General features: G+C 73.2%; 12 protein-coding genes. 9 read left to right on the top strand and 3 right to left on the bottom strand.

Annotation, left to right across the window (positions count from 1 at the left end):
• Positions 1 to 2: 2 nt before the first annotated feature.
• On the bottom strand, positions 3 to 1,430 hold the full coding sequence (locus tag D459_RS0122495; protein WP_017595267.1) for a family 2B encapsulin nanocompartment shell protein: 1,428 nt from the start codon (positions 1,428 to 1,430) through the stop codon (positions 3 to 5).
• Positions 1,431 to 2,168: 738 nt separating this feature from the next.
• On the opposite strand from D459_RS0122495, the gene D459_RS0122500 reads away from it, so the two are divergent.
• The 6 genes from D459_RS0122500 (at position 2,169) to D459_RS0122525 (ending at position 7,136) form a co-directional block, all read left to right on the top strand.
• On the top strand, positions 2,169 to 3,410 hold the full coding sequence (locus D459_RS0122500; protein WP_017595268.1) for a sensor histidine kinase: 1,242 nt from the start codon (positions 2,169 to 2,171) through the stop codon (positions 3,408 to 3,410).
• 48 nt (positions 3,411 to 3,458) lie between these two features.
• Positions 3,459 to 3,743 carry a hypothetical protein gene (locus tag D459_RS0122505; RefSeq protein ID WP_017595269.1) on the top strand — a complete coding sequence of 95 codons (285 nt, stop codon included), beginning with the start codon at positions 3,459 to 3,461 and terminating at the stop codon, positions 3,741 to 3,743.
• Positions 3,725 to 4,138, top strand: a complete 414-nt coding sequence (locus D459_RS0122510; protein ID WP_017595270.1) for a hypothetical protein — start codon at positions 3,725 to 3,727, stop codon at positions 4,136 to 4,138. The genes D459_RS0122505 and D459_RS0122510 overlap by 19 nt, the downstream gene beginning before the upstream one ends.
• Positions 4,139 to 4,151: 13 nt before the next feature.
• On the top strand, positions 4,152 to 4,838 hold the full coding sequence (locus tag D459_RS0122515) for a response regulator (protein ID WP_017595271.1): 687 nt from the start codon (positions 4,152 to 4,154) through the stop codon (positions 4,836 to 4,838).
• A 129-nt stretch (positions 4,839 to 4,967) separates the two neighbouring features.
• Positions 4,968 to 6,503: an MFS transporter gene (locus D459_RS0122520; RefSeq protein ID WP_017595272.1), complete on the top strand. Its 1,536-nt coding sequence runs from the start codon at positions 4,968 to 4,970 to the stop codon at positions 6,501 to 6,503.
• An 84-nt stretch (positions 6,504 to 6,587) separates the two neighbouring features.
• On the top strand, positions 6,588 to 7,136 hold the full coding sequence (locus D459_RS0122525; RefSeq protein WP_017595273.1) for a TIGR03086 family metal-binding protein: 549 nt from the start codon (positions 6,588 to 6,590) through the stop codon (positions 7,134 to 7,136).
• A gap of 243 nt (positions 7,137 to 7,379) precedes the next feature.
• Here the strand turns inward: D459_RS0122525 and D459_RS0122530 are convergent, their stop codons facing one another.
• Positions 7,380 to 8,420: an NAD(P)-dependent alcohol dehydrogenase gene (locus D459_RS0122530; protein WP_017595274.1), complete on the bottom strand. Its 1,041-nt coding sequence runs from the start codon at positions 8,418 to 8,420 to the stop codon at positions 7,380 to 7,382.
• A 172-nt stretch (positions 8,421 to 8,592) separates the two neighbouring features.
• Here D459_RS0122530 and D459_RS32415 point away from each other — a divergent pair, with 172 nt between their 5' ends.
• The 3 genes from D459_RS32415 (at position 8,593) to D459_RS0122545 (ending at position 11,397) form a co-directional block, all read left to right on the top strand.
• Entirely contained in the window at positions 8,593 to 9,540 is a 948-nt protein-coding gene (locus tag D459_RS32415) for a helix-turn-helix domain-containing protein (protein WP_017595275.1), read from the top strand.
• A 246-nt stretch (positions 9,541 to 9,786) separates the two neighbouring features.
• Positions 9,787 to 10,365 (top strand): Uma2 family endonuclease, encoded by a 579-nt coding sequence (locus tag D459_RS0122540; protein WP_017595276.1) that lies wholly within the window; start codon positions 9,787 to 9,789, stop codon positions 10,363 to 10,365.
• Between the two features lie 123 nt (positions 10,366 to 10,488).
• On the top strand, positions 10,489 to 11,397 hold the full coding sequence (locus D459_RS0122545; protein WP_017595277.1) for a MerR family transcriptional regulator: 909 nt from the start codon (positions 10,489 to 10,491) through the stop codon (positions 11,395 to 11,397).
• Between the two features lie 22 nt (positions 11,398 to 11,419).
• On the opposite strand, the gene D459_RS0122550 is transcribed toward D459_RS0122545, so the two are convergent.
• Positions 11,420 to 12,856: a serine hydrolase domain-containing protein gene (locus D459_RS0122550; RefSeq protein WP_017595278.1), complete on the bottom strand. Its 1,437-nt coding sequence runs from the start codon at positions 12,854 to 12,856 to the stop codon at positions 11,420 to 11,422.
• Positions 12,857 to 12,900: the final 44 nt, after the last annotated feature.

The following is a 12,900-nucleotide window of genomic DNA, read 5'->3' on the forward strand; positions in this document are numbered from 1 at the left end:
GCTCAGGAGCCCTCTCGGCCGATCTCCACGTGCTCCAGGATCCCCAGCGCGTCCGGCACCAGCACCGCGGCCGAGTAGTAGGTGCTGACCAGGTAGGAGATGATCGCCTTCTCGCTGATGCCCATGAAGCGCACGGACACCCCGGGCTCGTACTCGTCCGGCAGGCCGGTCTGGTTCAGGCCGACCACGCCCTGGTTCTCCTCGCCGGCGCGCATCAGCATGATGGAGGAGGTGCGGGTGGAGGAGACCGGGATCTTGTTGCACGGGAAGATCGGCACCCCGCGCCAGGCCGGGACGTGGTTCCCGGCGTACTCCACGCTCTGCGGGTAGATGCCGCGCTCGGAGCACTCCCGGCCGAACGCGGCGATGGCGCGCGGGTGGGCGAGGAAGAACGTGGGCTCCTTCCACACCAGGCTGAGCAGCTCGTCCATGTCGTCGGGGGTGGGCGGCCCGGTGCGGGTGGGGATGCGCTGGGACATGTCCGCGTTGTGCAGCAGCCCGATCTCGCGGTTGTTGACCATCTCGTGCTCCTGGCGCTCGCGCAGCGCCTCGATGGTCAGCCGGAGCTGCTCGCCGACCTGGCTCATCGGCTCGTTGTAGAGGTCGGCGACCCGGGTGTGCACGCGCAGCACGGTCTGCGCGACGCTCAGCTCGTACTCGCGCGGGGAGAGCTCGTAGTCGACGAATGTGCCGGGCAGGTCGGGCTCGCCGGTGTGCCCGGAGGACATGCCGATCGCGGCCTCGCCGTGCTCGTTGCTCGGGGTGTCCCGGCCGGCGAGGAACGCCGACACGTGCTCGCGCAGCGCCGGGGAGTTCTCCGCGACCTGCTGGAAGTCCGACCGGTGCAGCGAGAGCACGGTGGTCGCGGTGACCGCCTTGACGGTGATCTCCCACCGGTCGTCCTCGTCGACGAGGGAGAGGTCGCCGAAGTGGTCGCCGCCGACCAGGGTCTCCAGCACGACGGGGTCGCCGAACTCGCCGGTGCCGATCTCGTTGGCCTTGCCGTGCGCGATCAGGTGGACGTGCTCGGCCGCGTCGCCCGCCTGCACGATGGGCTCGCCCGCCGCGTACTCCCGCTGCTCGAAGCGGTCGGCCAGCGCGGCGAGCGGGGCGTCGTCCTCGAAGCCGCGGAGCAGCGGCAGTTCGCGCAGCTCCTGCGGGACGACCGAGATGTCGGCGCCGGTGTTGGTGAAGGAGACCCGGCCGTCGCCCACCACGCAGCTGAGCCGGCGGTTCACCCGGTAGGCGCCGCCGGCGGTGCGCACCCAGGGCAGCAGGCGCAGCAGCCACCGCGAGGAGATCTCCTGCATCTGCGGCGGGGTCTTGGTGGTCGTCGCCAGGTTGCGTGCGGCCGCCGTCCCCAGGCTGAGTCGGGACTGCTCGGCACCGCCGCTCTGCGCGCCGCTCTCGGATTCGAGCTGCTCGGTCACAGTGCACCGCCGTTTCTGCGTGCTCAGGAAAAAGAGGGTCGTTGATTCGGGGGTTCGCCCGAGCGGGGGCGGCCGGGGCGCGGGGCGCCGTCGGGGGTCGGTGGAGAATCCGCCTTTCCGCTTCCCGGGCGGGAAGCGCGCTCGGTCGTCCCCCGTTGTATCACCGCGTTTCCGGCGGCATGCGGCCGATCGGAAACAGGGGTTGTGGAAAAACCCGGAAGTGCGGCGGGGCGGCGCCATTCGGACATGGCGGATCGCTCGGCTGCGGCGCGAGAGGGGTGCTGTGAACAGTGGTGATCTTGCAGGGGTGGGGTTGCGGACACGATGTAAGAAGTCCGAATCCGATCCGGTCGGGGAAATCCGGGTTCCGTGGTGCGCACGGTTCTCCCCGGGGAGAATCCCCGCCCTTGGGGAGACCGATTCCGATTTTCTGAAATAAATAGTTCGAGTGTTCAGCGGCGTGTGAGAGGAAAGTCTGTTTCGAGTCTTATATCGGTAGATGTAAGGCGGAAACGGTTCGGTCGGTCGCGTCGAGCGGCCCCCGCCGGACGGGCCGGCCGTCCCGGGGGCGGGTGCGCCGGAGCGCGCTCCGGGCCGAACGCGTGTGATCCGCGCCGCCCCGGAAACCGCCGAGAACGCGGGAGCGTCCAGGAGAATGCGAGGGCGGTGGCGGGCGGCGACGCCTCCCCTCCGCGGGCTGGATCCGACGCGCAGGGCCGGAGCGGGGAAGGGGCGCCGATGGAGCCGAAGCGGCGCGCGCGGCGCAGGACCGCGCGGGAGTGGGCACTGGACGTGACGGCGTTCCTGTTCGCGGTGGTCTGGGCCGGGCTGGTGGTGCTGGCCTACGAGCTCGACGACGCCCCGATGGCCGTGCCCGGCTGGGCGGTGACCGCCGACTTCTACGGCTGGGCCGCCGGCTGCCTGCTGGTGTGGGCGCGCCGCGGCCGGCCGGTGCCGGTGGCCCTGGCCACGGTGCTGCTCTCCGCGGTCTCCGGCGCGGCCGCCGGGGCGATGCTGGTGGCGCTGTACGGCGCCGCCGCGCGCCGGCCGCCGCGCACCGCGCTCCTGCTCGGCCTGCTCGCGGTCGCCTGCGGCGCGGCCAACACGCTGATCTGGCGCGACCTGACCCTCCCGCTCTGGGGCAACCTGCTGTTCGGCGCGGTGTTCACCGCGGTCGTCGCCTTCTCGGTGATCGGCTGGGGGATGCTGGTCGGCGCGCGGCGGCGGCTGATCGGCTCGCTCCGCGAGCGGGCGGTGCGCGCGGAGCGGGAGGCGGAGCTCCGGGCCGAGCAGGTCCGGCTGGCCGAGCGGGAGGCCCGGCTCCTCGCCGAGCAGGCCCGGCGGGCCGAGCGGGAGCGCATCACCCGGGAGATGCACGACGCCCTGGGGCACCGGCTGTCCCTGCTCAGCGTGCACGCCGGCGCGCTGGCCTACCGCACCGACGCCTCCCGGGAGGAGGTGGCGCGGGCCGCCGGGGTGATCCGGGAGAGCGCCCACCAGGCCCTGCAGGACCTGCGCGAGGTGATCGGAATGCTCCGCTCCGGGGAGGAGGACGAGGGCGCCGGCGCCGACCGCCCGCAGCCGACCCTGGCCGGGGTCGAGGAGCTGGTGGCGGAGTCCGCGGACGCGGGCATGCGGGTCCGGCTGGACGACCGGGTCGGCGGCGCGGACGCGGAGCGGGCCCCGGGCACGCTGGCCCGCAGCGCCTACCGGATCGTCCAGGAGGCGCTGACCAACGCCCGCAAGCACGCCCCGGGCGCCGAGGTCCGGGTGGTGCTGGAGGGCGGCCGGGAGGAGGGGCTGACCGTGGAGGTCTCCTCCGGCCCCGCCGCCGAGGCCGCCCCGCGGCTCCCGGCCGGCTCCGGCCAGGGCCTGATCGGCCTGGCCGAGCGCGCCGCCCTGGTCGGCGGCGAACTGGAGCACGGCCCCACCCCGGACGGCGGCTTCCGGGTGCGGGCCCGGCTGCCCTGGCCGTCCTGACGGGCGAAGACCCCCGTTCGATTCCTACTTCTTTGATAAAGTTGATTCATGGTCGCAGAGAGTTATGGGATCGGTGAAGGGCCGGCGACTCGGGTCAGCTTGTCGCTGCCCGAAGGAACCGCTGAAGCGATTCGTGAACGCATCGGAAAGCGAGAGTTCTCCGCCTTCGTTGCGGAGGCGGTCGAACGCGAGCTGCGCGGCCGAATCCTCGATGAGTACCTGGCCGATCAGGAGTGTCGCTACGGCCCGGTTTCCGACCAGGCACGGAAGCAGGCAGAGGAGATCTTCGACGAGGCATTCGGTGGGGAGGGGCGGTGGCCCGCCGCAAGCTGAGTCGGGAAGGGACTCTGATACTGGACGGTGAAGGCTTCTCGAAGCTGCTGAGTGGCGACGAAAAGGTGCGTGCCGTGGTCGAAGCGGCCCGTCGGCGGGGTGTGGAAACGGTCGTCTGCTCGCTGACCATCATCGAAGCCGTACACGCGAACACCGATAAGGCGCGGTTGCGGTGGGTGCTGTCCGGGCTTCGCGTCCTCCCGGTGGGCGAAGACGAGGCCAAAGCGGCCTCGGCGCTGCTGATGTCGGCCGGGCTGCACGGTCATAAGTACGCGATCGACGCCGCCGTCGCCGAGGCCGCTCTGCGGCAGAGGCGCCCTGTCGTCATGCTGACGTCGGACGTCGACGACATGAAGAAGCTCTGCGGTGATCGGATCGCCCTCTCTGCGGTGTAGTTACGCTGGCCCCATGACCGACACCCAGTCCCGGCCCCCCGTCCGCGTGCTGCTCGTCGACGACGACGCCCTGGTCCGGTCCGGGCTGGTGCTGATGCTCGGCGGGGCGCCGGACGTGGAGGTGGTCGGCGAGGCCGGCGACGGCTCCGAGGTCATGGACCTGGTGGGGCGGACCCGCCCGGACGTGGTGCTGATGGACATCCGGATGCCCGGCACCGACGGGCTGGAGGCGACCGAGGCGCTGCGCGCCCTGCCGGACGGGCCCGAGGTCATCATCCTGACCACGTTCGACACCGACGAGCACGTGCTGCGCGCGCTGCGCGCCGGCGCCGCCGGGTTCCTGCTGAAGGACACCCGCCCGGAGGACATCGTCGCCGCACTGCGCCGGCTGCGCGCCGGGGAGCCGGTGCTCTCCCCGGCGGTCACCCGCCGGCTAATCGCGCACGTCACCGGCCCGGTCGACGAGACCGCCGCCCGCCGCCGGCGCGCCCGGGAGCGCCTCGCCGCGCTCAGCGACCGGGAGCGCGAGGTCGCCGCGGCGATCGGCCGCGGCGCCTCCAACGCGGAGATCGCCGCCGGCCTCTACATGAGCCTGCCGACGGTGAAGACGCACGTCTCCCGGATCCTCACCAAGCTGGACCTGAACAACCGGGTGCAGATCGCGCTGCTCGCCAGCGACGCCGCCGAGGACGGGGCCTGACCGCCCGCCGGTCCGCCGCGCGGCCTCCGCTCCCGCCCTCCGCCCGGGTGTGACCCGCGTCGCATCCCCTTGACCTCAACAATGGTTGGGGTTTGAGGATTCGGGGAGGCGACGACGGAGGAGAACCGGATGACGGCGGAACGCGGACGCCCCCGCGGGCGGGTCGGTGCGGTGATGACGCTGCTCGGCGTCATGCTCGGGGTGCTGGTGGTGGCGATGTCGATCGCCGGGACGGCGGTGGCGGTCCCGGGCATCGGCGCGGAACTGGGCGCCTCGGGAGCGGCGCTGCACTGGGTGGTGGCCGGCTACAACCTGACGTTCGCCGCGTTCACCCTGGTCTGCGGTTCACTGGCGGACCTGTTCGGCCGCCGGCTGCTGTTCGCCGCCGGCGCCGCGGTGTTCGCGGCCGGGAACCTGGTGAGCGCGCTGGCCGGCGGCATCCTGCTGCTGGACGCGGCGCGGCTGGCCACCGGGGTCGGCGGCGCCGCGGTGATGGCGGGCGGCGGGGCGCTGCTCGCCACCGCCTTCGACGGGCCGGCGCGCACCCGGGCGTTCGCCGCGATGGGCACCATGGCGGGGGTCGGCATCGCCGTCGGCCCGACCCTGGCCGGGCTGCTGGTGGGCGCGCTGGGCTGGCGCGCCTCCTTCCTCTGCTACGTCGCGGTGGGCGTGCTGGTGCTGGTCGCGGCGGTGTTCATGGCGGAGTCGCGGGCGTCGGCGAAGCCCAGGGTGGACTGGGCGGGGTCGGCCGCCTTCGTCGCCGGCCTGGCACTGGTGATGTACGCGGTCATCGAGGGGCCGGAGCTGGGCTGGACGGCGCTCCCGGTGGCCGGCGCGCTCGCCGCCGGGCTGCTGCTCCTGGTGGTGTTCGTGCTGATCGAGCGGGCCGTGCCGCAGCCGGTGCTGGACCTGGGCCTGGTCCGCGACGGCCGGTTCTCGGCGTGGTGCCTGGCGACGCTGATCACCTCGGTCGGCTTCCTCGGCGTCCTGGTCTTCCTGCCCACCTACCTGCAGGGCGTGCAGGGGGCCTCGGCGCAGGCGGCCGGCCTGACCATGCTCCTGCTCACCGCCCCGGTGCTGGTCGTGCCCCCGCTCGGCGGCTCGCTCGTGGCCAGGGGCGTCCCGCCCCGCGGCCTGATCACCGCGGCGCTGCTGCTGGTGGCGGCGGGAAACGCGGGGCTCGCCCTGCTCCACCCGGGGATCGCCCCACTGGGGCTGGCCGCGCCGCTGCTGCTGATCGGCGTCGGCATGGGGCTGTCCTTCGGCATCACCGACGGGCAGGCGATGAGCACCGTCGACCCGCACCGGGTGGGCATGGCCGCGGGGTTCCTGAACACCATCCGCGGCGGGGCGGAGGCCCTGGTCATCGCGGTCTTCGGGGCGGCGCTCAGCGGCATCGTCGCGGCCCGCGCGGGCTCGGCGGACGCGGGGGCGCGGGCCACCGCCGGCGACCTGTCCGGCCCGGACGGCGCGGCGCTCGCCGACCACCTGACCGCGGCGTGGGTGATCGTCTCGTGGACCGCGGCCGGGCTGGTGCTGGTCACCGCGGCGGTGGTGTTCGTCCTGCTGGCGAGGGCCCGCCGGCCCGCGTCCCCGGGGTCCGACGGGGCCGCCGGGAGCGGAGGGGCCGGAAGGGCGGACCGCTCCGAGGCCGCCGACCGCTGATCCGGGATCCGGCGGCCGGAGCCCGGGGCGAGGACGTCCGATCCGTCCAAGCCCCGGGCCGCACCGGGAGCGGAGACTGGGCCCATGAGCGAGATCTCCGACCGATACCGTGTCCGCGCCGCCGAGTTCACCCGCCGGGTGGAGGCCGTCCCCGAGGACGGCTGGGACGCCCCGTCGCCCTGCGACGGGTGGACCGCCCGCGACGTGCTCGACCACATGTTGGACAACCACCGCAACATGCCCGGCTACGCGGGGGTGGGGCTGGACCTCCCGCGCACCGCCGCGGACGACCCGGGGAAGGCCTGGGCCGAGGCGGTCGCCGCGATGCAGGACCTGCTGGACGACCCGGAGCGGGCGGGCAGGGAGTACGACGGGTACTTCGGCCGCACCAGCATCGAGAGGACCGTCGACGAGTTCCTCGGCGCGGACCTGCTCGTCCACGCCTGGGACATCGCCCGGGCCACCGGCCAGGACGAGGCCCTTCCCGCCGACGATGTCCACAGGCTGTGGACCGCTTCCCACGAGTGGGGCGACGCCATCCGGATGGAGGGCGTCTGCGGCCCGGCGGTCCCGGTCCCGGACGACGCCTCGGAGCAGGACCGCCTGCTGGCCTTCTTCGGCCGGAGGCCCTGACCCGGACGCCGGCCGGCCCGGCGGGGGGGGGGGCGGAAGCGGCCGAGAGCCGCCGTGAACCGGGGAAGGACCCCGGGCCGGCCGGGACGCCTCCCGGGTGCGCAGGGGCGGTCCCCTCGGTGATCGCCGCGGCCCGCCGGCTCGGGAGCGCCTCCCGCGTGCGCGGGGGCGGTCCCGAGCCGGGATCGCGGCCGGGCGGCGGAGGAGGGCGCCCCCGCGGAGGCGCGGGGAGCGCCCCTCGGCTCAGATGCTCGACGCGTCGATGACGAACCGGTACCGGACGTCGCTGGCGAGCACGCGCTCGTAGGCCGTGTTGATCTCGTCCGCCCGGATCAGCTCGATCTCGGCGCCGAAGCCGTGCTCGGCGCAGAAGTCCAGCATCTCCTGGGTCTCGGCGATGCCGCCGATCATCGACCCGGCGAGCGTCTTGCGGCCGCCGATGACCGAGAACAGGTTGATCGACACCGGCTCCTCCGGGGCGCCCACGTTCACCAGGGCGCCGTCCGGCTTGAGCAGGGACAGGTAGGCGTCCAGGTTCAGCGGCGCGGACACCGTGGACAGGATCAGGTCGAACGAGCCGGCCAGCTTCTCGAAGGTCGCCGGGTCGCCGGTGGCGTGGTAGTGCGCGGCGCCCAGCCGGAGCCCGTCCTCCTCCTTGCGGAGCGACTGGCTGAGCACGGTCACCTCGGCGCCCAGCGCGTGCGCGATCTTGACGCCCATGTGCCCGAGGCCGCCCATGCCCACCACGGCGACGCTCTTGCCGGGCCCGGCCTTCCAGCGCTTCAGCGGCGAGTAGGTGGTGATGCCCGCGCACAGCAGCGGCGCGGCCACGTCCAGCGGCAGCTCGTCCGGGATCCGGAGGACGTAGTTCTCGTCGACCACGACGGCGCGGGAGTACCCGCCGTAGGTGGGCTCCCCGTTCCCGTCCCGGTCGTTGTAGGTGTTGGTGGCGCCCTTCGCGCAGTACTGCTCCTCGCCCTTGAGGCAGTACTCGCACTCGCGGCACGAGTCGACGAAGCAGCCGACGCCGACCCGGTCGCCGACCGCGTACCGGGTGACGCCGGGGCCGACCTCGGCGACCACGCCGGCGATCTCGTGCCCGGGGACCATGGGGAAGATCGCCTCGCCCCACCCCTCCCGGGCCTGGTGGATGTCGGAGTGGCAGATGCCCGCGTACTTGATGTCGATCAGGACGTCGAACTCGCCGACCGGGCGGCGCTCGACGGTGGTGCGCTCGAGCGGGGCCTTGGCCGCGGGCGCGGCGTAAGCGGCGATGGTGGTCATCGGTGAGTGCTCCTAGAAATCGGTCCGCGCCCGGTCTCCCTCTGAACCGGGCACGGTACCGAGCGTGCCGCGGCGCTCCGGGTTCTCCCAGGCCTCGGTTCTGCCTACGACCGCTGTTCCTACCACTGACAGGATCACGTTCCCGCAGCTGACACGGGGAATACTGGACGGCATGGAAGAACGATCGGGCGAGGGGAGCGGGCCGGCCGGCCCCGGTTCGGAGTCCGGGGCGGAAGAGGGGCAGATCGACCGCAGGTCCGAGCTCAGCGAGTTCCTGCGCACCCGCAGGGCGCGGCTGAAGCCGGAGGACGTCGGACTGCCGGACTACGGCCGCTACCGGAGGGTGCCGGGGCTGCGCCGGGAGGAGCTGGCGCAGCTCGCCGGGGTGTCCGCGGCCTACTACACCCGCCTGGAGCAGGGCAACGGGCGCAACGTCTCGGCGGACGTGCTGGACTCGATCGCCAGGGCGCTGCGGCTGACCGAGGCCGAGCACGCGCACCTCACCCACCTCGCCAAACCGAAGCGGCACAAGAAGAAGGCGGAGGCGCGGACGCAGCGGGTGCGGGGCGCGCTGCGGCAGCTGCTGGACACGATGGAGGGCGTCCCGGCCTACGTGGCGGGGCGCCGGTCGGACATCCTCGCCTGGAACAGGATGGCGGCGGCGCTCTTCGGCGACTGGGGCGAGCTGCCCGCCCAGGAGCGGAACTGGGCGCGGCTGATCTTCCTCCGCCCGGACTACCGGGAGCTGTTCGTGGACTGGGAATCGAAGGCGGCCGACATCGTCAGCCACCTGCGGATGGACGCGGGCTGCTACCCGGACGACCCGAAGCTGTCCGCGCTGGTCGGGGAGCTGTCGGTGAAGAGCGACGATTTCCGCCTGCTCTGGGCCGCGCACAACGTCCGGGAGAAGGGGCACGGCACCAAGCGCTTCCACCACCCGGTGGTGGGCGACCTGACGCTCGCCTTCGAGACCTTCCACCTCCCGGACGACTCGGCCCAGTCCCTGTTCACCTACCACGCCGAACCGGGCTCCCCCTCGGCCGAGGCCCTCCGCCTCCTCGCCAGCTGGGGCGTGGACACCCTGAAGGAGGAACCGCCCTCACGCTCGCGGAGCGAGTGACCGTTCACGGGAGAGGAAGCGAGGGCGGAGCGGAGGTCCTTGAGTAAAGTGTTCGAAAATGGGGCTGTGCTCGGAAAACCTGGATAGGTGAGTTCCCGCCTTGTTCGAACGAGGAGATGCCGCTGACAGTTGATAGGGTTCCGATCAACTATTAGGTCACTCCAGCCGAAGCGGGATGGCCTCGGTGTCCAGGGGCATCCTGCCGGTAGATTCAGAGCATTCCCCATGGGAAGAGCGGGAGGGCAGATGCGCGCTCAGTCGATTCCCGAATGGCTGCTTCCGCCGTCTCAAGGATTCCGAGCCGACGATCTCGATAGGCTCCCCGGGCTGCCCCCGCACACTGAGCTCATCGACGGGAGTCTCATTCTCGTGAGCCCGCAGAGCATCCTGCACTCGCTGGTGATCGACCTTCTGGTGGCCGGTCTTCGGGCAGAGGCCCCTGAGGGCCACCGGGTTCGCCGGGAGATCTCGGTGGTGCTCGACGAGCGACAGCGGCCCGAACCGGATGCGATCGTGGTGCGGCATGCTCCCGGGGTCGAGGGGAGCGGAACCGCGTACCCGGCCGAGGCGGTCGTGCTGGCGATCGAGGTCGTCTCACCGGAGTCGGAGCGCCGCGACCGGGAGCGCAAGCCGCAGCTTTACGCGAAGGCCGGGATCGAGCACTTCTGGCGGGTGGAGCTGAAGGAAGGGCGGCCCGTCGTCTACGTCTACGAGTTGGACGAGGCCACGGAGGCGTACGGGCTCACCGGTATCCACCATGAGCGGCTGAAGCTCGGCCTCCCCTTCCCGGTCGACATCGATCTGACCGCCGTCGGCGACATGTGACCGGGAACCCCGTCGATCCGTCTTCGGTTCGGCGCGGGGCGGTGCGGATGGGCTTGCACCTTCCGTGGCGGCATGTGGTCCAGTGGACCCGTGCCCCGGTTCCTTGAGGAAAGGTCCCCGCTCATGCTCTCGTCCTTCATGCCGCCCCGCCGGGTCGGGATCGGTGATGCGGCGGCCTTCGCCGGCACCACGCCGCGGGCGATCCGCCACTACCACGAGATCGGCCTGCTCCCCGAGCCCGAGCGGGGCGGCGGTGACCGCCGCCGCTACGGGTACGAGGACATGATCCGCCTGCTGTGGATCCGCAGGACGGCCGAGGCCGGGGTCGCCCTGGACGACATCCGGGACGCCTTCGCCGCCGGCGCGGCTTCCGCCGGTGCGGACGGCGGGGACGAGGTCGCGGGCGTCCTGGAGCGGCTGGAGGAGACCCTCGCCGAGCAGGAGGCGGAGTTGCGGCGGCAGCGGGCCGCCGTGCGGCGGATGCGCACCGAGGGCAGCCGGATGGGCCTGCTCTCCGACTTCGTCACCGAACGCCTCAAGGGCCTGCCCGAGGGGGCCCTGCGCCAGGCGGACCTGGACGGCCTGCTGGTCACCGAGCGGATCTTCGGTCCGCTCGGCGCGGCCCTCCAGGCCACCCGCCTCATCGTCCTGGCCGCGCACCCCGCTCTGCGGGAGGAGTCCGACCGCATCGATGCGGCCGAGGAGGCGCTCGACGACGGCGTCGCCGTCGATGATCCGAGGGTGGCCCGGGTGGCCGCCGAGCGGCACGCCTTCGAGAGCGCCCTGCAGGCCGCCATCGAGGAGTCCGGCCTGGACGAGGACGACGATGCCCTCTTCGACGCCTGGGACGCCTTGCACCCTGCCGCCACCGGGGAGACCGGGGACGCCGGGGTCGGCTCCGGCAGGCGGGAGGCCGGCTCCATGAGCGCGTACGAAGCCGTCGGCAAGATGCCCTACGACCTCTCCCCGGCCCGCCTGCGCTGCGCGGAACTGGTCGAAGAGCTGGCCGCCCAGGACCCGCCCGCCGCCTAGACCCGCCACCCGGCCCCGCCGCTCAGGGCATGGCCGGGGCCTCCTTCGGTGCCGTCCGCATGCCGATGGAGACGTACGGGGTGCCGTCCGGAAGAGTGGAGAAGACCACCGGCATCCAGTCCTCGTTGAACGCGGTGCCCGCACCGGAGGCGGCGAAGACCGTTTCGGTTACCGGTGCCCCGTCCGGGCCCGGGGCGGTCTGCCGGGCGACCGGCACCAGCTCCACCTCGATCGGGGCGGAGAAGGCCGCCATGCCGCCGGTGAGCTCGTACACCAGGCGCAGCCCGCCGGGGTGCTCGGCCACCCTGGTGGTGACGCCTTCGCGCAGGTAGGCGCCGACGAACGGGGCGGGGTCGATCGCGGGAGGCCGCGCCGGCGGGCCGAAGGGCTCCGGCGTCCGCACCCCGGCGAGTTCGGCGAGGAGCTCGCGGAAGAGGCCGGCGGAGAGCCGCCGCGCCGCCCCGCCGTTGGTCAGCAGGGCGGCGGCGACGCCCGCCTCCGGGACGGCGCGCAGGTAGGAGTACTGCCCGAGGGTGGCGCCGTCGTGGCCGAAGCCGGGGACGCCGTCCCAGTCGTACAGGGTCCAGCCCAGCCCCCAGCCGTCCGCGCCCACCGTCCACCTGTCCGGGACGCGCACCGCGCGGCGGCGCATCTCCGCCGTGCTTCCGGGGGAGAGCACCCGGGTGCCGTCCGGGGCGGTGCCGCCGTCCAGGTGCATCCGGGCGAGCCGGACCACGTCGCCGGCGGTGGCGCAGACCCCGCCGTAGGGGCCGGAGGAGCGCGGCATGGCGTTCCACTCCGGCGCCGGCTCGGGCCGGCCGCCCGGTCCGCCCAGGTGGCTCATGGCCGCGCGGAACCTCAGCACCTCCTCGGGCAGCGTCATGGTCTGCTCCAGGCCGAGCGGGTCGAGCAGCAGCTCCTTCAGCGCCCGGTCCCAGACCCGGCCGGTCAGCACCTCGACGATCCGGCCCAGGACGTTGTACCCGGTGCTGCTGTAGGAGGCCGCCGTCCCCGGCGGGCAGTCCAGGGGGACGTCCCGGCACGCCTCGACGTAGCGGGCGAGGCAGTCGTCGCCGCGCCCGGTGTCCAGGGTGAAGTCCCCGCTGATGCCGGAGGTGTGCGAGAGCAGCTGCCGGGGGGTCACCGACGCGGAGGCGCCCGGGTCGGCCACGGCGAAGTCCGGCAGGACGTCGCGCACCGGCGCGTCCAGGTCGAGGGCCCCGGAGTCGGCCAGCCGCATGACCAGGGAGGCGGTGTAGACCTTGGCGATCGAGCCGAGCTGGAAGACCGAGTCGGGGGTCGCGGCGACGCCGGTGCCCTGGTGCAGGACCCCGCCGGCCAGCTCGTGCACCTCCCCGTCGACCAGTACGGCCAGGGCGGCGCCGGGCACGCGGTGGGCGGCGAGCAGCTCGTCCAGCAGGGCCTGCCAGCGGGCGGGATCGGGTGCGCGGCGCGTCATGGTCCTTCTCCTCCTCGGAGCCGGGGGCAGGGCGGACAGGTGCC

The organism is Nocardiopsis potens DSM 45234, from assembly GCF_000341105.1.
Taxonomy (GTDB): Bacteria; Actinomycetota; Actinomycetes; order Streptosporangiales; family Streptosporangiaceae; genus Nocardiopsis_A; species Nocardiopsis_A potens.